Source organism: Glutamicibacter sp. AOP12-B1-11 (genome assembly GCF_052379245.1).
Taxonomy (GTDB): domain Bacteria; phylum Actinomycetota; class Actinomycetes; order Actinomycetales; family Micrococcaceae; genus Glutamicibacter.
Map to the genome: position 1 here is coordinate 16,925 of NZ_JBQSYL010000013.1, position 21,320 is coordinate 38,244.

At 61.3% G+C, this 21,320-nt stretch carries 22 protein-coding genes; 8 read left to right on the plus strand and 14 right to left on the minus strand.

Annotated features, from left to right (window positions below):
- Positions 1-7: 7 nt before the first annotated feature.
- Positions 8-400 (plus strand): hypothetical protein, encoded by a 393-nt coding sequence (locus ACT3UQ_RS09445; protein ID WP_105554027.1) that lies wholly within the window; start codon positions 8-10, stop codon positions 398-400.
- Positions 401-471: 71 nt separating this feature from the next.
- On the opposite strand, the gene rplI is transcribed toward ACT3UQ_RS09445, so the two are convergent.
- The 7 genes from rplI to ACT3UQ_RS09480 all read right to left on the minus strand — a co-directional run bounded on the left by rplI (position 472) and on the right by ACT3UQ_RS09480 (position 6,645).
- Positions 472-930, minus strand: a complete 459-nt coding sequence (rplI, locus tag ACT3UQ_RS09450) for a 50S ribosomal protein L9 (protein ID WP_096282849.1) — start codon at positions 928-930, stop codon at positions 472-474.
- Between the two features lie 17 nt (positions 931-947).
- Entirely contained in the window at positions 948-1,187 is a 240-nt protein-coding gene (rpsR, locus tag ACT3UQ_RS09455) for a 30S ribosomal protein S18 (protein WP_026820365.1), read from the minus strand.
- Between the two features lie 61 nt (positions 1,188-1,248).
- Complete coding sequence (locus ACT3UQ_RS09460; protein WP_105554028.1) at positions 1,249-1,836, minus strand: single-stranded DNA-binding protein; 588 nt, start codon at positions 1,834-1,836, stop codon at positions 1,249-1,251.
- Between the two features lie 58 nt (positions 1,837-1,894).
- Positions 1,895-2,191, minus strand: a complete 297-nt coding sequence (rpsF, locus tag ACT3UQ_RS09465) for a 30S ribosomal protein S6 (RefSeq protein WP_096282853.1) — start codon at positions 2,189-2,191, stop codon at positions 1,895-1,897.
- Positions 2,192-2,360: 169 nt separating this feature from the next.
- Positions 2,361-4,457 (minus strand): acyltransferase family protein, encoded by a 2,097-nt coding sequence (locus ACT3UQ_RS09470; RefSeq protein WP_105569337.1) that lies wholly within the window; start codon positions 4,455-4,457, stop codon positions 2,361-2,363.
- A 212-nt stretch (positions 4,458-4,669) separates the two neighbouring features.
- Complete coding sequence (locus ACT3UQ_RS09475; protein ID WP_146112482.1) at positions 4,670-5,221, minus strand: LURP-one-related/scramblase family protein; 552 nt, start codon at positions 5,219-5,221, stop codon at positions 4,670-4,672.
- Positions 5,222-5,364: 143 nt separating this feature from the next.
- Entirely contained in the window at positions 5,365-6,645 is a 1,281-nt protein-coding gene (locus tag ACT3UQ_RS09480) for a M18 family aminopeptidase (RefSeq protein ID WP_444637040.1), read from the minus strand.
- A 311-nt stretch (positions 6,646-6,956) separates the two neighbouring features.
- Here ACT3UQ_RS09480 and ACT3UQ_RS09485 point away from each other — a divergent pair, with 311 nt between their 5' ends.
- Positions 6,957-7,376 carry a lipopolysaccharide assembly protein LapA domain-containing protein gene (locus tag ACT3UQ_RS09485; protein ID WP_444637041.1) on the plus strand — a complete coding sequence of 140 codons (420 nt, stop codon included), beginning with the start codon at positions 6,957-6,959 and terminating at the stop codon, positions 7,374-7,376.
- Positions 7,377-7,441: 65 nt separating this feature from the next.
- On the opposite strand, the gene ACT3UQ_RS09490 is transcribed toward ACT3UQ_RS09485, so the two are convergent.
- The 7 genes from ACT3UQ_RS09490 to ACT3UQ_RS09520 form a co-directional block, all read right to left on the minus strand.
- The gene (locus ACT3UQ_RS09490; RefSeq protein WP_105554033.1) at positions 7,442-8,143 is read right to left on the minus strand and encodes a response regulator; all 702 of its coding nucleotides are present in this window, start codon (positions 8,141-8,143) and stop codon (positions 7,442-7,444) included.
- Positions 8,144-8,146: 3 nt separating this feature from the next.
- Positions 8,147-9,436, minus strand: a complete 1,290-nt coding sequence (locus ACT3UQ_RS09495) for a sensor histidine kinase (protein WP_181148320.1) — start codon at positions 9,434-9,436, stop codon at positions 8,147-8,149.
- 38 nt (positions 9,437-9,474) lie between these two features.
- A complete protein-coding gene (locus tag ACT3UQ_RS09500; protein ID WP_105554035.1) occupies positions 9,475-10,305 on the minus strand; it encodes an ABC transporter in 831 nt (276 codons plus the stop codon).
- Complete coding sequence (locus ACT3UQ_RS09505) at positions 10,305-11,237, minus strand: ABC transporter ATP-binding protein (RefSeq protein ID WP_105554036.1); 933 nt, start codon at positions 11,235-11,237, stop codon at positions 10,305-10,307. The genes ACT3UQ_RS09500 and ACT3UQ_RS09505 overlap by 1 nt, the downstream gene beginning before the upstream one ends.
- A 128-nt stretch (positions 11,238-11,365) precedes the next feature.
- Positions 11,366-12,400, minus strand: a complete 1,035-nt coding sequence (locus ACT3UQ_RS09510) for a YdcF family protein (RefSeq protein WP_105569336.1) — start codon at positions 12,398-12,400, stop codon at positions 11,366-11,368.
- Between the two features lie 15 nt (positions 12,401-12,415).
- Positions 12,416-13,834: a phytoene desaturase family protein gene (locus tag ACT3UQ_RS09515; protein WP_105554038.1), complete on the minus strand. Its 1,419-nt coding sequence runs from the start codon at positions 13,832-13,834 to the stop codon at positions 12,416-12,418.
- Positions 13,831-15,285, minus strand: a complete 1,455-nt coding sequence (locus tag ACT3UQ_RS09520) for a glycosyltransferase family 87 protein (RefSeq protein ID WP_105554039.1) — start codon at positions 15,283-15,285, stop codon at positions 13,831-13,833. Before ACT3UQ_RS09520 ends, ACT3UQ_RS09515 begins: the two co-directional genes overlap by 4 nt.
- Positions 15,286-15,515: 230 nt before the next feature.
- On the opposite strand from ACT3UQ_RS09520, the gene ACT3UQ_RS09525 reads away from it, so the two are divergent.
- From ACT3UQ_RS09525 to ACT3UQ_RS09550, 6 genes are all read left to right on the plus strand, one after another.
- Entirely contained in the window at positions 15,516-15,668 is a 153-nt protein-coding gene (locus ACT3UQ_RS09525; protein WP_181150391.1) for a hypothetical protein, read from the plus strand.
- A 123-nt stretch (positions 15,669-15,791) separates the two neighbouring features.
- A complete protein-coding gene (locus ACT3UQ_RS09530; protein WP_105554040.1) occupies positions 15,792-16,958 on the plus strand; it encodes an acylneuraminate cytidylyltransferase in 1,167 nt (388 codons plus the stop codon).
- 32 nt (positions 16,959-16,990) lie between these two features.
- A complete protein-coding gene (locus ACT3UQ_RS09535; protein ID WP_096282878.1) occupies positions 16,991-17,884 on the plus strand; it encodes an N-acetylneuraminate synthase family protein in 894 nt (297 codons plus the stop codon).
- An 81-nt stretch (positions 17,885-17,965) separates the two neighbouring features.
- Complete coding sequence (locus ACT3UQ_RS09540) at positions 17,966-18,952, plus strand: glycosyltransferase family 2 protein (RefSeq protein WP_096282880.1); 987 nt, start codon at positions 17,966-17,968, stop codon at positions 18,950-18,952.
- Positions 18,949-20,292, plus strand: coding sequence for a polysialyltransferase family glycosyltransferase (locus tag ACT3UQ_RS09545; protein ID WP_096282882.1), 1,344 nt, complete (start codon positions 18,949-18,951; stop codon positions 20,290-20,292). The genes ACT3UQ_RS09540 and ACT3UQ_RS09545 overlap by 4 nt, the downstream gene beginning before the upstream one ends.
- Entirely contained in the window at positions 20,289-21,314 is a 1,026-nt protein-coding gene (locus tag ACT3UQ_RS09550) for a hypothetical protein (RefSeq protein ID WP_444637042.1), read from the plus strand. Before ACT3UQ_RS09545 ends, ACT3UQ_RS09550 begins: the two co-directional genes overlap by 4 nt.
- Positions 21,315-21,320 lie beyond the last annotated feature (6 nt).

Here is a 21,320-nt window from a genome sequence, read left to right on the forward strand (position 1 = left end):
GCGCCTTATGCAAGATATTGACACTTACCTCGAAGAGCTGCGCTTCAGCCTTTCACTGCGCAACCTGAACGCCGACACCATTCGCGATATTCTGCGCGAAGTGAGCTCAGAGTGCAATAACTACGAAGAGGCAACGGACAACTTCGGCACGCCAAATGACTACGCCGGCAGCTTCCCCAAAAAGGGCGCGGCAAAGGGGCATCAAATGTTCATGATGATCGGAGTGGCCTTGGGAATACTGTGGCCAGCATTTCAGCTGATCGATCGCGCCCAAGACCCCGATGGGCTCAACGGGCTCGGAACGATAGCCAAAACCTGGCTCCCAGCGTTGGGCTTTATCGCACTTGGAATCCTCATCGACTTCTCACGCGCGCTAAGCCGTTCCCGGAAGACCCGCTAAACGCCAATGGGCGGTGCACTCCCCTTGCGGAGAATGCACCACCCATTGAGAAGAGGTGAGTCTAGGCAGACTTACTTCTTGGCAGCAGCTACAACCTGAAGCTTCAGGTTTGCAACAACATCCGCGTGAATGCGAACGGTTGCGCTGTAGTTGCCAGTCGACTTGATGTGGTCGTTGACCTCAACGTTGCGCTTGTCGATCTTACCCAGACCGGCAGCCTCAACTGCGTCAGCGATGTCAGCGGTCTTAACGGTGCCGAACAGGCGGCCGTTAGCGCCAGCCTTGACGGTGATCTTCACCGGCTGGGACTTCAGCTTCGCCGCAATTGCCTGAGCTTCCTCAAGGTTTGCAACGGCACGAGCGGCACGAGCAGCCTTGATGGACTCAACCTGCTTCTCACCGCCCTTGGTCCACACGAGTGCGAACCCGCGTGGAAGGAGGTAGTTACGGGCGTAGCCGTTCTTTACCTCAACAATGTCGCCCGCAGCACCCAGACCGGATACTTCGTGAGTCAGAATGATCTTTGCCATTTTGCTATCCCTCTTCCTTAGCCTCGGCCAGCGCCGGAGTAAGGCAGCAGGGCTACTTCACGTGCGTTCTTGATTGCCTGTGCGATCTTGCGCTGTTCCTGAACCGATACGCCGGTCACGCGACGAGCGCGGATCTTTCCGCGATCAGAGATGAACTTGCGCAGCAACGCTACGTCCTTGTAGTCGATGACGGTGATGTCAGCGGCCTTCAAGGGATTGGACTTTGGTTTGGGCTTACGGATTTCAGCCTTAGCCATCGTGGAGCTCCTTAGGTTTGGAGCCCGCAGAGAGATCTGCGGGATGGTGAATAAATAATTGTTAGAAAGGTGGCTCGTCGTTGCCTGGGTTGCCCCAGCCACCGCCGCCGCCGTTGTTACCGCCGGAGTTGCCTCCGGTGCTCCACGGGTCGTTGGATGGAGCATTCCATCCACCGCCCTGCTGCGGCTGCTGCTGCGGCTGCTGTGGGGCATTTTGCTGCGGCGCGTTGGAGAAACCTCCACCGCCACCGTTGTTGCCAAAGCCGCCCTGGCCACCGCCGGAGCGCTGGGTGCGGGTTACCTTGGCAGAGGCAAAGCGGAGCGACGGGCCGATTTCATCGACCTCGAGCTCCATGACGGTGCGACGTTCGCCTTCCTTGGTGTCGTACGAACGCGAGCGCAGACGACCCTGGGCGATGACTCGCATGCCCTTGGTGAACGTCTCGGCTACGTTTTCTGCAGCCTCACGCCACACCGATGCACGCAAGAACAGGGCTTCCCCGTCCTTCCATTCATTGGACTGGCGATCGAAGGTGCGAGGAGTCGAAGCGATCGTAAAGTTCGCTACGGCTGAACCGGATGGCGTGAATCGCAGCTCCGGATCGGCGGTCAGATTTCCGATGACGGTAATAACAGTCTCGCCTGCCATTGACTCTCCTTACTCAGAATGAACGTTTGTCGTACAACGGAAGATGTTGCCAGCGTAATTAAACGCGGGCCTCTTCCGGACGGGTGACCTTGTGGCGCAGGATCTGCTCGTTGATCTTGAGCTGACGCTCAAGCTCGAACGAAGTAGCTGGATCCGCGGTGTAGTTCACCACGATGTAGATGGCTTCTGCCTTCTTCTGGATCTCGTAAGACATCTTGCGACGTCCCCAGATATCGACCTTCTCGATCGATCCACCAGCAGCGCGAACAACCTCGAGGTACTTCTCGATGGTTGGTTCTACGGTGCGGTCATCGACCTCTGGATCGATGAGGACCATAAGTTCATAAGCACGCATGTGAACCCACCTCCTTTGGGCTAAACGGTCGCGGCATTTCCGCAACAGGAGGTTCTTGCGTTATCCGTGCTCCGCGGCACCCAAGTTTCGGGCGTGCAGTAGCACAGACCTTTCAATCCTACCCGAGATGTCGGTCGGGGCAGAACCCTTGGTGTCCTAGATCATGAACTCATTTTTGCTCGCCGTCCATTGCAGCTTCCAGACGCTGACCGAAAACCGGCGCCAGTGTGCGCATATAGGTGTCCGAGACATGATGCTTATCCCGGTAGACCAGCACATTTCCGATGACCGCCGGGCAGCGCTGGTCGATGCAGAACTGATCGCTGAAATCCAGCACCTGAACCCGCGGCTCAAGCTTCGCGGCCTGCCGCGTGGCATCCCCCTCTTCGAAGGCGGACTCCTTGTCGAAGGAGCACTGCTCGGGGTTGGAGGAGTGTTCCTCCACGCAGTCGCGTGCATAGGAATCCTGCGGCGGCCGCGGCGTATCAACCACCGCGTACACCTGGCGTCCTGCGTTTTCTAGCTTGCCCCACTGCTCGGCGTATCCCTGAGCCGCGTCCCCGACGAAGCTCGCGCCGCCCCAGTTGGCCGCAACGACCGCGTTGAGGTCCTCGCGTTCACTGAGTTTCATCAGTGTCTGCTCATTGGCTTCGGCGCAGTTGATCCCTCCCTCGCGTTCGGCGGTGCGACTTTCGGCGCTGAACGGGCAGGAGTTCTTCAAATAGGTCACGATCTTCCAGCCGCGCTCCTTGGCGTGGCCGGCGAGCGCCTCGAACCAGTGGGCCGCGTGGGAGTCACCTACTAGGGCCACCGTAAGGGTGGCGTCCTTGCTGCCGAATTCGCATTCCTTGATCTGGGTGGATTGCGGGTCTTGCACGCATTCGCCTAGATCCGGCTGATCATCTTCGGCCGTTGCCGGCACCGGAATGATCTGGGGCTGATCTGCCAGGTAGGCCGGGGCGCCAGCGGATACGGAGGCGGCGCCGAAGCCGGCCGGCGGGTTCTGCAGCAGCGCCGCGACTTGTTGCTGCTCGCGCTCGATCGATTCGCGCTGCGCTACGCCCGGAATCAGCGCCACGGACGCAACCACCGCGATCATGGTGGCCCCTGCGAGCAGCGAGCGCTTCGCGGAGGCCGCCACTGGCTGCCAATGGCGTGCCGGGGTTTCGACGAAACGCAGGCTGGCCCAGGCCAGCGCCAGGGATCCTGCCATGAGCGCCAATGATTCCACCGGGGTCGGATCATGCCCGGTGAGATGGGTGGCGAAAACTATCAACGGCCAATGCCAGAGATACAAAGAGTATGAGGCCAACCCGATCCATTGCACCGGGGCAAAATTCACCAGCGCGTGCAGCGAACCGGGACCCGAGGTGGTGCCTGCGGCAATGATTGCCGCACAGCCAAGCACCGGAACGGCGGCAGCGATTCCGGGGAATACGGTCTGCGCGTCATAGCTGAAGGCCGCACCGAGAATTGCGGCGAGCGCGAGCAGCACCACCGCATTGCGCACCGACCAGGAGCTGACCCAGCGCGGAAGCGTGAAGGCGCCATTGGCATGCCCATCCGCTGCAAGGGCGAGCAGCCCTCCGGCCGCTAGTTCCCAGATGCGCGTAGTTGTCACGAAGTAGCCCGCGGCGTCCCCGGAATATCCGGTGAAGATCGAATAGCCCAAGGAAAGCAGTGCGATAACCGTAAAGGCGATCCACAGCATCCGGCGGCGGGAGGCAAAGCGATCGGCTCGCGGGCCGGGGAGGTTGTGTTTGACCAGCAGGCAGGCCGCCAGCACCAGCAGTGGCCAGAACAGGTAGAACTGCTCCTCAACCCCTAGGGACCAAAAGTGCTGCAGGGGTCCGGGTGCCTGCTCGGACGCAAGATAGTCCACGGAATCCGCGGCCAGCACCCAGTTCTGCACCGAGAAGGCCGAGGCGAGGCCCTGCACGGTCAGTGTCCCCCACTGGGTTTTGGGGAAGATGGCCAGGGCCGCCGCAACGACCACCAATATGACGAGCATTGCGGCTGGCAAGATCCTGCGGGCACGCCCGGCGAAGAAGGAGGCCAGGTTCACCGTCCCGGTACGCTGCGCCTCCCGCAATAGGTGCGAGGTGATCAGGAAGCCGGAGATCACGAAAAAGATGTCCACGCCAATATAACCGCCGGGCAGCAGTCCAGGCTCCAGGTGGTAGGCAACCACCAAAAGGACCGCGAGGGCACGCAGCGCCTGGATCTCGGGCCGGAAGTTCTTGGGGGCAGCAGGAGGGGAGCTCATAGAGTTCTATCCGACCACCGCCGGGTTAACGGATAGTAACTATCCGATGACTCGCAGGCCATCGGCAGGTACCAATCCCCTGCGCCGGAGCTGCAAGAAGCCAGAGAATCCGTATCTCCATGCACCTGCCGCTCCGGGGCACTGCTGGCTCGATATCAGGCTTCCCTGCCTCGCCGATGCGCGTGCCCGGGAGCTAAGGTGCGGGATTCTGCTCAGCTACTACGTTTTTGCTTCTCCCGAATGAGGTCGAGGGCCAAGATCGACCCGATGACGGCCTGACGCTGCCCAATTGTGAGGCTTGGGGCAAGCCGCAAGGCATAGGTGGATTTACCGAGCAGGGCATTGCCCACACCCGACCATTCGCGCGCAACGCTGGCTAGCACACCCGCCGCTCCGGTGACTTGGAAATCGAATCCCCAAATATCACCGGACATTTCCAGCTCCTCACCCTGAAAATCGATGGTGATTCGAGTTTTGAAGAAGGTGATTCGCTTGACCAGACTAGCCAGCGGATTGCCCGGGCCATCTAGGATTTCCAAGCGGTCGCGGCCTAAGGTCATGGTGTCTTTCACCTGTATGACCGGATTGTCTGGACCGTCAAAAACCGTAAGCTGCCGGGCCCCGGCAAACATCCGGCCCAGCGCGCTGCCACCCGTTTCAACGTGGGCAACCTGCACGCCAGCGCCGTCCCTGATGGCGAAGTCATTCTTCGAGATGTTTTTGGTCTGCTGGAACACCAACAGGTCCTGAGCGAAGATCGTCATGAAGGCGATTATGCCATCAAGCGCCGCGGTACCTCGAGGCTCGAAGTTGCCAGCGAACTCAGCGGCAACGACCAACTCAAACTCCAAATGAACTCGGAATCAAAGCAAGATCTTGAGTTCATTTGGAGCTGAGATCATTTTCCCTAGGCTCCGAAGAACTCGCGGGAGACCTTCGAGAGGTACCAAGGATCATCCACGCCGCACATCTCGCGGGCCGAATGCATCGATAGCAGCGCGACGCCTACGTCCAGGGTGCGGATGCCCAAACGGGTGGCGGTCAGCGGGCCGATAGTCGAACCGCACGGTACCCGGTTGTTCGAGACGAACTCTTGGTATGGAACTCCTGCGTTCTCGCACCAATTCGCGAAGGCAGCTGCCCCGACCGCGTCGGTGGCGTAGCGCTGATTGGCGTTGATCTTCAGCAAGGGTCCGCCGTTGAGCTGCGGTCGGTTGGCCGGGTCATGGCGCTCCGCATAGTTCGGGTGCACCGCGTGGCCGGCATCCGCGGAGAGGCAGACCGAGGCCGACATCGCCCGGGCGGTGTCTTCAGTGCTCGCGCCGAAGGATGCCTGGATCCGGCCCAGCAGTTCTTCCAAGAATGGTCCGCTGGCACCGGAACGCGATGCCGAACCGATTTCCTCATGGTCGAAGGCGGCGAGCATGGCGATGTGGTTGCCCGATGGGTTCCGCGAGTAACCGGTCAACGCAATCAGCCCGGCATGCACGCTAGTGAGGTTGTCCAGTCGTGAACTGGCGAAGAAGTCCTTGCCGTGGCCGAATACCTCGCCACGCTGGGCCGGAGCGGTCAGCACGTCATAGCCTGCAACCAAGGCCGGGTCCACGCCCGCTGCGGCCGCCAGAATACCTAGAATGTCTGCGTCTGCCAGCTCCCCGGCGCCGAAGATGGGGTTGGTGTGGGCCTGCTTGTCCAAGGTCAGGCCGTCGTTGACCTGGCGGTCCAGGTGAATCGCGAGCTGCGGGATGCGCAGCAGTGGTTCGGTCTGAGCCAGGTGCACGGACCCGTCGCGCAGCACCAGACGTCCGGCGAGCACCAGTTCGCGGTCCAGCCAGGAATTCAGCAGCGGACCGCCGTAGACCTCAACCCCTGCCTGCCACCATCCATTGGAGCCGGTGGTTGGTTTGGGCTTGAGCTTAAAACCGGGTGAATCGGTGTGCGCACCGAGGATGTGGAAACCGCTGGTTGCGGTGGCGGCTTCGGGCTGGACCCAGGCGATGACGGCGCCGTCACGCACCACATAGTAGGAGCCCGCGCTCAGCTTCCACGCGGCCGATTCGTCCAATGCGGTGAAGCCCGCGGCATCCAATCGTTTGGCGGCGCTGGCTGCCGCGTGGAAGCTCGACGGGGAGGTCGCTACGTATTCGGCCAGGTCTGCAATGTGGGCCATTGCTGCGGCTTGTGCCATAACTGGGTGCTCACTTCTTTCATCAGGTTTCGGTGTCGGCCTGAATTGCCGAGCTTTGTCCAGCTTAGTGGGCTTCTGCCGTTAGCGGCTATGCCAACGAATGCACCATGGAGTTTTCAGCAACTTGCCTGCGGATCCTTGGAGTCCGGGCTGGCTTGGCGCATACGGGCTGACCCGATGCATGGCTCAACTTCGGCATTCTTGATCATCGAATAGCTCTGACCAGCGAATCAAAAGGTATTGCACTTGACGAAGTGCCCATATTCGGGCAATGCTGGCAGAAAGTAGCCAACTAGGAAACGAGCGAAATCATGACATCGGCTCCTCACAGCCCAGATGAGATCCCGGTTGGTCACGAGCCAACACCAGATCCAGACGAAGTTGCGGTAACAAAACCGGTAACCGGTCCGGTCGACCAACCGAAAAAATCCAAGGGTAAGACCCCGCCACCTGAACCGGAGGCCAAGTTGCCTGTCACCAGGCTCGGACGGATCTGGACGGCATCCGTGCTGGGGCTCATTGTCCTGGTGCTGCTCATCATTTTCATTGCCCAGAATCAGGATCAGGTGACGCTGCGCTACTTCACCTACGAAGGCCAGGTAAATCTTGGACTGGCGCTCTTCATTGCCGCCGTCGGCGGTGGCTTGTTGATTGCTGCAGCTGGGGCTGCCCGCGTGATTCAGTTGCGCGCCACCGCCAGGAAAGAGCGCAAGGCTCAGAAGCGCCGTTAAGCGCAGAATCGCTGTTGGCGGCACCCTATACGGGTGCCGCCAACGGCGATTTTTTTGCGAAAGCCTTAGAAGTCCAGCCCCTGCGAAGGGATGACCAATCCTGTCTCGTACGCATAGACCACGGCCTGCACCCTATCTCGCAGATGAAGTTTGGTCAGGATCCGTCGCACATGCGTTTTGACCGTCGCCTCGGAGAGGAAAAACCGATGCGCAATCTCCGCATTGGACAACCCCTCGGACAGGGCGCGCAGCACTTCCTGTTCACGAGGCGTCAGATCATCGAGTAACGGATCGCGTTCCACAGCCTCCGCATTCTTCGCAGGCTGGCCTTTAGCGCCGTTGCGCACATAGGTCTCAAGCAGTCGCGCGGTCACACGCGGTGCAACAACCGCGTCCCCCGAAGCAACCAGCCGTACCGCGGAGACCAGCTCCTCTGGGGCCACATCCTTGAGCAAGAAGGCACTGGCACCGGCCTGCAAACCGGAAAACGCGTACTCATCCAGGTCGAAGGTGGTCAAGATGATGATCTTCGTTTCCGGATGCTGCTTGGCGATCCGTTCGGTCGCCTCAAGGCCATCCATCTTCGGCATGCGCACATCCATCAGCACCACGTCCGGGGTCAACGCCGCGGTCTGCGTCAACGCTTCCAGGCCATCTGCAGCCTCCCCAACGATATGCATATCGGTTTCGCCTTCGAGAATCAGCCGGAAGCCCATGCGCAGCAGCGGCTGATCGTCGACCAGCAACACTTTAATATTTTCTTCCATGAGCTACTCCTTGGGACTTGGATTCTGCGTGCTGTATTCGGGCAATTGCAAGGAGGCTTTAACGATCCAACCGCCGTTGGCCGCCGGCCCTGCGTTCACCGTTCCGTCAAAAAGCGCCACGCGTTCACGCATCCCGCGCAGTCCCTGACCGGTGCCGACACTTGGCACACGGGTTGCATCACCGTCATCGATGATTTCGATCCGCACCTGGCTCGCACAGCGTTCCATGCGCACCTGCACGTTGCTGACATTGTGGGCGTAGCGCAAGGAGTTGGTCAATGACTCTTGGATAATACGGAAGATCGTCAGCTGGAAGGCGGCGTCCTCGGGAAGTTGCTTTCCGGTGTATGTATAGGTCAGCGGCAATCCTGCAACACGGAAGCCCTCAAGCAATTGGTCGAGGCTGCCTCCGGTTGGTTTAAGCTCTGGCTCACCGGTCTCGTTCTGGCGTAAGACCCCGAGCATGCGGCGCATGTCGGCGAGCGCCGCCCGGCCGGTGCCCGAGAGTTCTTTGAGCACCTGCTCGGAACGTTCCTGGTCGCGCCGCCCGACCACGCGCGCCCCTTCGGACAATGCAATCATCACCGAAAGCGAGTGGGCGACCACGTCATGCATTTCGCGGGCAATACGGTTTCGTTCCTGCACCTGGGCAAGGCGCGAGACCTGTGAGGCCCAATGGTTGAGCTCGGCCTCGTGAATGCGCGCATTGCGGATGTTCGTACCGATAGCCGCGGCGGCGGCGTAAATACCAATCAGGAATCCGCCGGTGACACCGATGAGAATACCGGAAGCCGCAGCGTCATCGAGGTTTTCTTCATCTGGTTCCGCGGTCAGATCCGAAAGGTCCGGGTAACCCATCAACACCATCATCAACAGTTGGAAGCAGCCGGCGAGCAGCGCGATGGGGATCGCGCGCCGTCCAGAATAACTGGTTCCCACCGTGTACAGGGCGATGGTCATGCCGACCCCGCCCATTCCGCCGCCTTGACCGGCAATTAATATGCCGACGAATTCAAGGACAAAAACGATGCTCAGCACGGTTAGCGGCGCCTTGCGACGCCAGAGCAGCACGAGCCCGATACTCACCGTCAGCAGCAAATACAGCGCCGGAGGTACCTGTGGCAGATAGGCCATCATGACGGTGTTGGGGAGCGCCAAGAAGAAGTAGATTACTACGGTTCCCACAACGACCACACGCGGATGGGTGCGCAGGTACCTGCGTACCCGGCCCATCCGCTTGGCCGCCAGCTCGTCGAAGGAGACTATCGGCTCCTGCAGCGATGTTTGGCTCATGTCATCCAGTCTAGTTTGCTCAACTGCTACAACTCTTCTTAGACGTCTCGGCTCTTCAACAGCCAAGCACCCAGAATGAGCGGAATCAGCGTCCATCCGGCTACCCCGAGCAGCTGCTGCCACTGCTCAAGCTCGCTGGGGTAGGACAGCGGCATAGCCAATGACATGCTCAGATTGTCCGGAAGGAAACGGACGATGTCCTGGACCCAGTCGGCAACCAAGGTGAGCAGCCCGGTGACCGCGGGAAGCACAAAGAACAACGCCACCAGCGAGGTAATTCCACCGGCAGAGTTGCGCAGCAGTGCACCCAGAGCCAAACCGATCAGCGCAGCCATTACCACGGCCAAAACTCCGTACCAGAGCACGTTCTGGAAATCGCCGCCGAAGTAGTCCAGCTCCATGTTGTAGTTCTTGGCCAATGGCATGCATACCAGGTAGGCAAGTGTGCTTCCGATGACCTGGACTACGGCGCAGAGCAGGGTAATCAGCGTAGCCTTGGCGGCGAAGACGCGCAGACGCTGCGGGCTGGCCAAGAAGGTGCTCACCGCCGAACCGGTGGTGAATTCGCCGCTGATGAGCAGCACGCCCAAAACACCGAGGATCAGCTGGGAGAACGCCAGGCCGGAACCCACGAGTTCTGCGGTAAAGGCCGCACTTGACATGTCCGGGGCGCCTGGCACCGGTGGGGCCTCGCCGGCAAAGGAGCCAACTCCCCACACGCCAATTGCGGCAATGCCCATATTGAGCACGATCGCCACAAGCAGCAGAATACGAGTGGAATTCAGTGAGAAGAAACGAATTGATTCCGAACGCAGCACACCACCGAAGGTGACCTTGCCGCGTGTTGGGGTTGCGAGCTGGGTACTCATTAGTTCGTTCCTCCGGCAACTGCTTCGTTGAGAATTCGTGATTTGTATTCGACCTCGTCGCGGGTCAATTCCATGTACGCGTCTTCCAGGGTCCGCTGCATTGGACGCAACTCGCTCAGCACGACTCCGGCTTCCAGGGCGCGGCGGCCGATCGATTCGGAATCCGGGCCGGCGACGCGCAAGGTTTCCGCATCCAGACGGGTCAATTGCACCCCATCGGCTGCCAAGCTGCTCATCAGCAGCTCCAGATCGCTGGAGCGGACAATGGTTTGCGAGAGCCCGTCATCGATGAACTCGTTGATCGGAGCATCCGCAAGGATCCGGCCGCGGCCGATCACAATCAGATGATCAGCGGTCTGCGCCATCTCGCTCATCAGGTGCGAGGAGATGAATACGGTCTTCCCCTCGGCCGCCTGCTGGCGGGCCAGGTTACGCACCCAGGCGACACCTTCCGGGTCCAGTCCGTTAACCGGTTCGTCCAAGATCAGCACTTGCGGGTCCCCGAGCAGCGCCGAGGCGATCCCCAGACGCTGTCCCATGCCCAGCGAGAAGCCACCAACCTTCTTGCGGTTAAGTTGGCTCAGGCCGGTGAGTTCCAGAACCTCGTCCACCCGGGAAGTGGGAATTCCCCCGGTGGCCGCCATGGATCGCAGGTGGGAGCGCGCGGAGAGCGACTTATGTACCGATTTGGCTTCAAGTAGCGCGCCGACCTCGGTCAACGGGTGTTTAGAGGAGGCGAATTTCCGGCCATTGACGGTGACCTGCCCAACGGTCGGCTTGGCTAGCCCCACGATCATGCGCATGGTCGTTGACTTGCCCGCGCCATTAGGGCCGAGGAATCCGGTCACCATTCCCGGCTGCACCGTAAACGACACGTTGTCGACTACGGTTTTCGCACCATATTTTTTGGTTAACTCATGTGCCTGAATCATACTTCCAGTTTAGAAACCGCACAGTTGGAAAGCACCGCCCCGAATGCTGATCTTGGCTCTCACTCCAAAGACTGAGCCAGCAGCTCGGCGGCGATGAGCATACACCTATAGGTGCACGTATTTGCTGCTTAGAGCACCTGGTCGTAGTTCAACAGAAGCATCAAGGCCCCGATGACCACCGCGGCGAAAGGCAGCGCTAGCAACCCCATGGTCAGCTTATGATCCCGCACGATGGCCACGCATTCGCGCAAGAAGGCGCTCGGCCGATAGTAGGCCGCGGTCTTGCCGCCGAAAGCCCGTGCGTCCAACCCGAGCTGGCGAGAAGCAAAGCCTGCACGCAGCGCATGATAGTCGCTGGTCACCACCCACAGTTGGCCTTCGACTTTCTGCTGACGCACCAACGCATCGGAGAAGACCAGATTCTGGATCGTGTCCTTTGCCTGATCTTCAACCATGATTTGCGCTTCGGGTATGCCCTGCTCTTGCAGGTAGCGTGCCATGCTGACGCCTTCGGGCTCCACCTCGTCGCCACCTTGCCCACCGGTCGGAACCAACAAGGGTTTAGGCTCGGACGCGGTTTCGTAGAGCGAGATTCCCCTATCCAATCGACCGCGCAGCAAGGGAGTGACTTTGCCTTTAATGGTGCGTGCCCCCAGTACTACCACCGCGGCTGCTTGCCCCTTGGAGGGGAACTTCGCCTGCACCCAGGCATAAAGCAGCAGCATCGAGAAGAGGCAAGCGGCCAAGGAGGAGGACATGAACAGGACAAAGGCGAACGCGTAGGCCCACCAAGTATTAATGGACAAGATCACAAACGCCGAGACTGGCAGGCCAAGGACCGCCAGGCCCGCGACCAGCGAGAGCAGGTTCGACATCCTTGGGCCTTCACGCCGCCACATCACGACACCGTTGTGGATTAACGCTCCGGCAAACACGATATAGATCAGTGGAGCCAGCAAGAAGACCAGCACAAGCACCAAGCCGAGGCCGGGCACCAGGCTGGTCAGTAAGTTGATGCTCAGCGAGATACTCCCCAGCACCAGCGGAAAGAGCAGTATCGCGTTGCTCAACCGGCGCGGATCCTTGCGGTACCGAATGATGAAGACCGCCCACACGATCAGCAAGATGAATGCCGGGAAAACCCCGAAGTACGTCGAATCCATCAAAGTCCTCAGTTCTTAGCTTCCCAGAGAGTATTCGCGACGGAGCATTGCCTTGGCGCCGAGGTAGCCGGCCATGCCATGCACCGAGGGGCCCGGAGGCGTCGCCGAAGAAACCAGGTACAGCCCCTTGGACTGCAAGTACCACGGCTCCGGGGAGAGCCGGGGGCGCATGATGCTGCCGAGCAGATCCATGGTTCCACCCGAAAGGTCACCACCGACCAGCGCGGCATTCTGTCGTTCCAACCCGGTGGCCGGAACGACATAGCTTTCCCTGACTAAGTCGCTGAAGCCCGGGGCCGCGGCTTCGATTTGAGCGGTGATTTGGCGCTTCATATCGGCGGCAGAGCCCAATGGCACATGGCAGTAGGCCCAGATGACCTGTTCTCCACCCGGAGCCCGCGAATCATCGAAGACCGAGGGCTGGGCAACGATCAGGTATGGATGCTCGGCGGTACGCCGGTTGGCGATGCGTTCGGCCCGGCCGATTTGGCGAGCGGTCCCGCCTAGGTGGACGGTACCGGTTTGGCCGAGGACCGGGTCCTTCCATGGAACCGCTTCACGAAGCACAAAATGTATCAGGCAGCTCCCCGGCGAGCGCCGGGTCTGGGACAACGCCTTGGCTAGTTTCTCGGGAATTCTGCCGCTGGTCAGGTTCGCCGCGTCTTCGGCAGAGGTGTCGAGCAGGATAGACTCGGCAGCCAACTCATCAACATGCGACACCTTGTGCCCGGTATGGATTTTGCCCCCGTGGGCGGTGACTTCCGCGGCGAGCGCGTCCGAGATGGCCTGCGACCCTCCGCGCGGGATAGCCCATCCCTGGCTGTGGGCCGCGGCCGCGAGAAATAGCCCGGCCCCGGCGTTGGCCGGGCCGCGCGATCCGCCAGCCACATGTGCGGCGCAACCGGCATAGAGTGCGGCCGCCTGCGGGAACTTCCCTGAGAGCACATCTTTCAGCGCCATGCCGCCGAGCGTTGCGGCGCCAAAGATGCCCAGGGTCAACGGATGCGCCGGCACCCTCAGCAACGGGTTCAGCAAGGTGTCCCCCAGCTGCGTCATTCGGTCCACCAAAGGGCCAAGCAACCGGGTATAGGCGACCCCGTCCCGTGCGCCCAGGTCCTCACCGGTGCGCTTCAAATCCCGCCAGGCGTAGGCCGTGCGTTCGTCAAGGACATGCGCAAAAGATAGCTCCGGGACAATGAAGTCGACCCGTTCGTGCACGTTGAGCTCATGCATCGCCTCGGAGAGCATCGCCATCGGATGCACCGCGCTACCCAGGTCGAACTTCGCGCTCGAGCCCTCCAGGGGCTGAGTTCGCGCGGCCCCGCCGATCGTTTCATTTGCCTCGTAGACCTCAACTTGCAGTCCCGCTCGGGCGGCCACGGCGGCGGCGGCCAGGCCATTGGGTCCCGAACCAACCACTGCAATCGAGCTCATACCTGTTGCTCCTGAGAAGTATTAGTGGACTTGCGCAGTCCGCGCAAGGTGAAAACGTCTTTGGCTCCGGCGAAGGCACCAGCCAGCGGGTCCTCCTGGCCTACCGCACGGATTGGATCGCGGCGCGGGTCAAGGATCGAGCGCACCACCTGGAACATCAGGTAGGCAAGCATGCCCATATGCGCGAGCACCAGCACCACGTAGCCGATTTCCGGGAAGGTTTTATGCGGGTCTTGCTCTCCGGAGAATGCATCGAGATAGTTCCATAGCCCGTAGAAGTGGGCGACCTCCACCATCATCCAGACCAGGAACAACCGCCAGCGTGGCAGTGCCAGCGCGAACAACGGAATCAGCCAGACGATGAACTGCGGAGAGTAGACCTTATTGACCAGCACGAAGGAGGCGATGATCAGGAATGCCAGCGACCCCAGGCGCGGAGTACGCTTGGCCAGCAGACCGAGCACCGCAACACCGGCGCAGCAGCTGAAGAACAGAATCAGGCCGTAACGGGAGATCTGTTCTGCCTCGAAGGTACCCATGGAATCGGTTTTTGCTGCCACCGCGTTCCACGCGTGCCAGAAACTTGAAAGCCCGGCACCGCGTTCCGAGGAAAAGGTGAAGAAGTGCCTAAAGGAGTCCGGATAGGCCAGCGCGTAGGGCAGATTTACCAGGACCCAGGTGGCCGCGGCGGCGCCGCCGGTCACCCAGAAGACCTTGAGTTTTCCGGTGCGAAGCGCGATCACCAGTATCGCGCCGAGGATGAAAAACGGGTAGATCTTCATCGCCGCGCCCAAGCCAATCAGCACCCCGGCAAGTACTATGCGTCCGCGGGCGAAGGACAGCATGCCCATGGCAAGCAGTGCCACGGCCCACATATCCCAATTGATGCTCGCGGTCAGGATGATGCCCGGGGCGATCGCCACCATCGCCGCGTCCCAGGGACGGCGCCCGCCCATGCGCAGCGTGCACACCACGGTGACCACCCAGAGGATCGCCACGATGGTCAGGTTCATATCGAAGTAGAGCAGCGAGCGGTTCTCCAGACCCTGCGGGACCAGCGCGGCAACCGCCGAGGCCACCGCGCTCATCAGCACCGGGTATTCGAATTCGGCCCCGCTGCTGAACGGAACCCACGGGTTGTCGGCGAATCCGCGCGCCCCGAAGAGCGGCACCCAGTCGGTGTAGCAGGCATATACGTAGGGGTTGGAACCGCCCCAACCATTAAGCCTGCAGGGGTTCTTTGCCAAGAGCATGAACAGCGCGCCGAGGGTGGTCAGCAGGATCATGACGCGTTCAACACTGAAGAATCCGGGACTAACTCGCCCCGGATCGCTGCGGCGACCCAACGGGCCACCGATCAGCGCGGTGAACTGGCGCAGGAATCCGTCGGCCCGCGAGGGGACGGTAATCCGCAGCGGACCACGCTGGCTCGGTTTATTCGGGGCACTCATAGGTTCCAGCCTAGTTTGCCGGGGCACCGCACTGCACCATTTAGTCCGTTGATTCGGTTATTCGCACCGCTTCCATCGACTTCGAGCAGGCGGCAGGATGCCACTATGCACAGTCAATCCAAGGAAAGCCTGGGCCAGCCGGCGCAACTCCTCCGGGCGATCACCTAAGCCATCGACCGGCGCGAGGAAGTTTTCGCGGCAATCGAAAAGTCGATTCGCGCGCCGCGGCCGTGGCGAGCCTGGGCAACCTGTTGCAGGTAGACGAGTCTGGCACCCGGGCCGTCCTTGATATGCAGGCCCGCCGCTTCGCCGGTGAAGAACGCCAAAAGCTAAACGAACACTTGACCGTGCTGCGCGCCCAACTAGCGGCCCGGGAACCGTAAAACGACTGGATAAGCTCAATGACATGGGCATACAGGGTTTTCCCAGCAAGCTAAACCTGTTCTTCACCCTGCGTTAACCTGATGTAGGGCAGGTGGCCAACTCGGCTTCCTAGGCTCATGGATGTGAGTAAAACCGACAAGCCCAGCGTCCTAGCGATCATCCCAGCCCGGGGTGGTTCCAAAGGCGTCAAGCTCAAAAATCTACGCACCATCGGGGGCATCTCCCTGGTGGGCAGGGCCATCCTTGCGGCGCGTTCTGCGACGACAGTCAGCGAAGTCGTGGTCAGCACCGATCATGAACAAATCAAGGCCGAGGCCCTCGCCTACGGGGCCACCGTGATCAGCCGACCGGCAGATATCGCCGGAGACACGGCTAGCAGCGAAGCGGTGCTTCTCGATGTTTTGTCCAAGGTCTCCGACACTCCGGATATCACCTTGTTCATTCAATGCACCAGCCCGCTGATCGATCCTGCGGACCTGGACGCTGCGGTGGGCGCGGTCCGCGACGGCGGAGCCGAAGTCAGCTTCGCCGCGGTACCCGACCATGGATTTCATTGGACCGCCGATCCCCAGGGGCTCGCGCTGGCCAGCGGACATGACGCGGCGAACCGGCCGCGCCGCCAAGACCGCGAGGCACGCTGGCTGGAGACCGGGGCGTTCTACGCCATGGAGACCGCCGGGTTCCAGGCAGCCAAGCACCGGTTCTTCGGCCGAGTTCGCATCTGCGAGGTCGCCGCGGAACACGGGATGGACATCGACACCGAAGCGGACCTGGCGCTGGCGCAACTGCGCGTCCCGCAGCACAGCGAACCGATCCTAGTTGATGCGGTAGTCACCGATTTTGACGGGGTGCATACCCCGGACACCGCCTACGTGGACGAACACGGTACCGAAACCGTGCGCGTCTCGCGCTCCGATGGCATGGGCGTGGCCCGGCTACGAGCGGCCGGCGTGAAGTTCCTGATCCTGTCCAAGGAACGCAATCCGGTAGTCGCCGCCCGAGCGGCAAAACTGAATGTCGAGGTAGCCCACGGCATCGACAACAAGGCCGAATACCTGGCCCGCTGGCTGGTCGACGAGTCGATCAACCCGGCCCGCGTTGCCTATGTAGGCAATGACATCAATGATCTGGCACCTATGGAGCTGGTCGGCTGGCCGATCACGGTCGCCGACGCCAGCGACGAGGTGCATCGAGCCGCACGGCACCGCCTGACCCGCCCCGGCGGGAATGGTGCGGTCCGTGAGCTCGCCGAGCTGGTCCTCGCGGCCCGCTCCAATCCTCAAGTTTGAATTCCCAAGTTTTCCCAATGAAAGGCAAGTCAATGACCTCCGTGAACACCGAAATCAAGCCAGTAGCCATCGGCGAATCCCTGCTCGGCACCGGCCAGCAGGTTTACGTCATCGGCGAGATCGGCATCAACCACAATGGCGACATCGAGATCGCCAAGCAGTTGATCGACGTCTCGGCCGAGGCCGGCGCCAACGCGGTCAAGTTCCAGAAGCGCACCCCGGAGATCTCCACCCCGATGGACATGCGCGACAAGATCCGCTCCACCCCATGGGGCGACATGACCTACCTGGACTACCGCTACCGCGTCGAGTTCGACCAGGCACAGTACAAGGAGCTCATCTCCTACGCTGCTTCCAAGGGCCTGCACGCCTTCGCTTCCCCATGGGACGTTCCTTCGGTTGAGTTCATGGAAGAGCAGGGTGCAGTCACCCACAAGGTCGCCTCGGCCTCGGTCACCGACATCGAGCTGCTCAAGGCCCTCGCGCAGACCGGCAAGCCAATCATCCTGTCCACCGGCATGTCCACCATCGAGCAGATCGATACCGCGGTGGAGACCCTGGGCACCGACAAGCTGGTTATGATGCACGCAACTTCCACCTACCCATTGCCTCCAGAAGAGGCAAACCTGCGCATGGTCGAGACCCTGCGCGAGCGCTACCAGGTGCCGGTAGGCTACTCGGGCCACGAGCGCGGCCTGCAGATCTCGCTGGCAGCCGTCGCCTTGGGCGCGGTCACCGTCGAGCGCCACATCACCCTGGACCGCACCATGTGGGGTTCGGATCAGGCTTCTTCGCTGGAGCCAAAGGGCTTCGAATCGCTGATCCGCGACATCCGCATCCTCGAGCAGGCCATGGGCGACGGCGTGAAGAAGGTCTTCCCGGGCGAGCTGGCACCGCTTTCGCGCCTGCGCCGCGTCGACGCCTAGCCACGGCACACAACCGGCGGTTGGACTCACCGACGGGTCCAACCGCCGTTTATTTTTGCCCCGCCTAGCCCAGAAGGAACCATGAGTTTGATCCCCGGTCGTATATCAGTGGTGATTCCCGCCTATAACCAGGAGGAATACATCTGCGATGCCCTCACCTCGCTGACCCGCCAAAAGCTGGGCAAGTGGGAACTAGAGGTGCTGGTGGTCGATGATGCTTCCACCGATCAGACCGCGAATCTGGTGCTCGGCTACCAGCAGAAGCTCGAGGGCCTCGAGCTGGTCAGCCTCACCGAAAACGCCGGAGTCTCCGCGGCCCGCAACGCCGGGCTCGAGCGGGCCACCGGCGAATTCTTCACCTTCCTGGACCCGGACGACTGGTACGCTCCGGAACACCTCGCCACCCTGGCCGCGGCCTTGGAAGACCTGCACGTGGACTTCGTCCGCACCGACCACGTGCGGGTGACCGGAACTAACCGGGTGCTGCACCGCGCCCCGCAGGCGCTGCGCGGCCTGCCCCTGAACCCGGCAGATGATATCGAGCCGATCGACTCCCCCTCGATGGTGGACTATGCCTTCGTTTGGGCGGGAATGTATCGCACCGAACTGATGCGCAGCAAGGACACCTACCTGTTCGACGCGGACTTGCACAGCGCCGAGGACCGGCTGTGGCTTTGGAAGCTGCATCTGCGCACCAGCCGCTACGCGGTGATCTCCTACCCCGGAGTGTTCTACCGCCGCGGGTTGCCCGGTTCGCTCACCCAGGTCTTCGACCAGCGCCAGCTCGGCTTCATTCCGGCCTATGCGCGGATCCTGGAGGAGGTGCGTGCCCATGAGCACGCCGACCGCCACCTGCCCAAGGCGATGCGCCAGTTCTTCGCGATCGTGTGCCATCACGAGAAACGCGCCAAGCACTACCCGCCACAGGTGCGGCTAGAAATGAAACAGCAGCTACGAAAGATATTCACCACCATCGACGTTAATATTGCACAACAGGTAGCGCTCGAAATGGATATTGCGCGCCGCCGCCACATCCTTTCCTTCCTTCAGGTCGGGGCCGCTAAATGATCGCTTTAGTCGAGGCCAGCAGCTATTTTCAGTTAGCTTCCCTGGCCGCCATGGCCGACGCCGGACTGCTGCCGCAGGCAGATGAATATGTTCTGGTGCTCGCCAATGGCTCGCAGCTGCCCGAACTGACCACGCCCCTTCACGAAGCCCCGGGATTCGCCGAGCTTGCCGCCCGATTCGATCGGGTGGTGGATTTCGCCGCGCTGATCTCCCCGCGCCGGCCTGCCCAGTTCAACCCGCGCGAAGACGAATTGCTCATCTTCGAACGCTTGCTGCGCAGTGCCTGGGATCTGGGAGACGAACGGCTGACGCTAGTTCTCGAATCGATCCAGGTAAACCCGGCTCGGGCGCTGGCGCGGATCTTCTTCGACGCGTCGATCTGGGTGCATTCGGACGGTCTGATGTCCTACGGTCCGACGCGCAATAAGCTGCAGGTCCCAATGGCCCAGCGCCTGGCCGGGACCATACACGTCGATCTGGTGCCGGGCCTCGAGCCGCAGCTGCTCGCCGAGCAGCAACCATCACGCTTGGTCTTGCAGGGAACCGCGCTGGCGCCGGTCTTTGCGCAACTTGCACGGGAGGCGCAGCTGCAGCTGCCCGAGGGCGCCGCCCTGATCCTCGGCCAGTATCTGGGTTCCCTCGGCCTGATGGATGCCGAGGAAGAACTAGAGCTGCACGAGCAGATGCTCCGAGCCGCCAAGGACCGAGGGCTGCACACCATCTTGTTCAAGGCCCACCCGTCGGCCAGCGCCACCTCGGCGGCCCGATTGCGCGCCCGCGCCCAAGACCTCGAGCTGGATTTCCATCTGCTCGATACCGATCATCTGGCCGAAACCGTGATCCTCGCGGCGAAGCCGGAAGTTGTCATCTCCTGCTTCTCCACGGCGCTGGTCACCGCCCACTATGTGCTCGGTACGCCGGTTCAGGCCGTGGGTACCGCCAAGATGCTGCAGCTTCTCGCCCCCTATGAGAACTCGAACCGTATTCCGCTATCGATCATCCACGGGCTCTTTGTCCAGGACCTGCCGGCTCCCGCTCGCGCCGGAAGCATCGACATGCTCAGCGACTTGCTCGGTGCCATTTCTTATTGCATGCAGTCCACGCAGCTCCCGCATTTGCGCCCGGTCGCCGAGGCTTTCCTCGCCGAACACTACGGCGTGTTTTCCGCCCACTTCAAGCGTCGACGCATCACCAAGCTTGCGCTGCCACCGCAGTGGGCCCACTTGCAAGCACGTCGTTCGGTGCCGGCCAAGGTCCGTGGCGTATCCCGCCACATGCTGCGCCACGGCTCACGGACCTTGGACACCATGTCCAAATCCCTGAGTCGACTGGCAAAATGAACGATACGATGATCAAAATTTCCCAACCCGACACCCAGGAAGTGCCACGGCCACGCTTTGGCACCGCCCATGTGTGGGTGGAATCTCCCCTGCAGCTGCTCTCGGCCGTGGAAACTCACGCCGCCGGATTGCTCGGCGATGAGGTGCGCATCATTCCGCGGCGCGGGATGCCGCTGGAGGCAACCACCGGCGCACTGCTGAGAAATTCGCCGGCTGGTTTGCACTTCATGCCCGCGGCCAAAAGGCCACCGCAGCCTAGCTCGGCGCGAGACAGGTACGTCACCGGCGATGCCTATTCGGGCCGGATACAGCGCACCATGCTGACCGGGGTCAAGGCCAAGGAAATTGTCATCATCGATGATGGGCTGGCCACGTTGGCGCTGATCCGGCAGCTGGTCAGCGAGGAACCTACCGCTGTGGTGCGCGCCCGCGCGAAGAACACCGCTGCCCGCGTGGGCCTGGGCTTGGCGATGTGGCACCGGCTGCGCGGCTTGGCTCGAGAGGGACGTCTGCTGATCGTCTCTGCCTTGCAGGTTGAACCGGAAATCAGGAAGCGCATGGATGCGCTGGGCATCAAGTTCGCCCAGCACAGGTTCGAGTGGCTAGCTACTCAACCCGTCGCCGAACGATTCACCGAAGCGACCTTGCTCATCGGCTCGGCCATGGCGGCGGACGGAATTATTCATGCCGCGCCGTATCTGCAATGGATTCGTTCCATTGCCGCAGAAGGGCCAGTAGCCTTCTTCCCGCACCGCCGAGAGACTCCGCAGATATTGGAAGAACTACAGCAGATTCCCAACGTGGTGCTGAAGGAGCATACGATTCCGATCGAGATGCGATTGCGCGATTTGCGTCCCGGACAAGAAATCAGGGCGCTTCCTTCTACCGTCATTCCCTCCTTGCGCCTCCTGCTCGGTAATGAAGCACGTAACCTGTACGCGCAACCGGTGCCGGGTCATTGGTGGACGCCGAGCACCTCGCAAGATCTTCGTGACCATCTATCAAGCTCGTTGAGGGTGTGACGATCC

Excerpts from the sequence above, each read along its gene's own strand:
- ACT3UQ_RS09445 (WP_105554027.1), top strand. The coding sequence starts at position 8 with ATGCAAGATATTGACACTTACCTCGAAGAGCTGCGCTTCAGCCTTTCA.
- rplI (WP_096282849.1), bottom strand. The coding sequence starts at position 930 with ATGGCAAAGATCATTCTGACTCACGAAGTATCCGGTCTGGGTGCTGCG.
- rpsR (WP_026820365.1), bottom strand. The coding sequence starts at position 1,187 with ATGGCTAAGGCTGAAATCCGTAAGCCCAAACCAAAGTCCAATCCCTTG.
- ACT3UQ_RS09460 (WP_105554028.1), bottom strand. The coding sequence starts at position 1,836 with ATGGCAGGCGAGACTGTTATTACCGTCATCGGAAATCTGACCGCCGAT.
- rpsF (WP_096282853.1), bottom strand. The coding sequence starts at position 2,191 with ATGCGTGCTTATGAACTTATGGTCCTCATCGATCCAGAGGTCGATGAC.
- ACT3UQ_RS09470 (WP_105569337.1), bottom strand. The coding sequence starts at position 4,457 with ATGAGCTCCCCTCCTGCTGCCCCCAAGAACTTCCGGCCCGAGATCCAG.
- ACT3UQ_RS09475 (WP_146112482.1), bottom strand. The coding sequence starts at position 5,221 with ATGACGATCTTCGCTCAGGACCTGTTGGTGTTCCAGCAGACCAAAAAC.
- ACT3UQ_RS09480 (WP_444637040.1), bottom strand. The coding sequence starts at position 6,645 with ATGGCACAAGCCGCAGCAATGGCCCACATTGCAGACCTGGCCGAATAC.
- ACT3UQ_RS09485 (WP_444637041.1), top strand. The coding sequence starts at position 6,957 with ATGACATCGGCTCCTCACAGCCCAGATGAGATCCCGGTTGGTCACGAG.
- ACT3UQ_RS09490 (WP_105554033.1), bottom strand. The coding sequence starts at position 8,143 with ATGGAAGAAAATATTAAAGTGTTGCTGGTCGACGATCAGCCGCTGCTG.
- ACT3UQ_RS09495 (WP_181148320.1), bottom strand. The coding sequence starts at position 9,436 with ATGAGCCAAACATCGCTGCAGGAGCCGATAGTCTCCTTCGACGAGCTG.
- ACT3UQ_RS09500 (WP_105554035.1), bottom strand. The coding sequence starts at position 10,305 with ATGAGTACCCAGCTCGCAACCCCAACACGCGGCAAGGTCACCTTCGGT.
- ACT3UQ_RS09505 (WP_105554036.1), bottom strand. The coding sequence starts at position 11,237 with ATGATTCAGGCACATGAGTTAACCAAAAAATATGGTGCGAAAACCGTA.
- ACT3UQ_RS09510 (WP_105569336.1), bottom strand. The coding sequence starts at position 12,400 with ATGGATTCGACGTACTTCGGGGTTTTCCCGGCATTCATCTTGCTGATC.
- ACT3UQ_RS09515 (WP_105554038.1), bottom strand. The coding sequence starts at position 13,834 with ATGAGCTCGATTGCAGTGGTTGGTTCGGGACCCAATGGCCTGGCCGCC.
- ACT3UQ_RS09520 (WP_105554039.1), bottom strand. The coding sequence starts at position 15,285 with ATGAGTGCCCCGAATAAACCGAGCCAGCGTGGTCCGCTGCGGATTACC.
- ACT3UQ_RS09535 (WP_096282878.1), top strand. The coding sequence starts at position 16,991 with ATGACCTCCGTGAACACCGAAATCAAGCCAGTAGCCATCGGCGAATCC.
- ACT3UQ_RS09540 (WP_096282880.1), top strand. The coding sequence starts at position 17,966 with ATGAGTTTGATCCCCGGTCGTATATCAGTGGTGATTCCCGCCTATAAC.
- ACT3UQ_RS09545 (WP_096282882.1), top strand. The coding sequence starts at position 18,949 with ATGATCGCTTTAGTCGAGGCCAGCAGCTATTTTCAGTTAGCTTCCCTG.
- ACT3UQ_RS09550 (WP_444637042.1), top strand. The coding sequence starts at position 20,289 with ATGAACGATACGATGATCAAAATTTCCCAACCCGACACCCAGGAAGTG.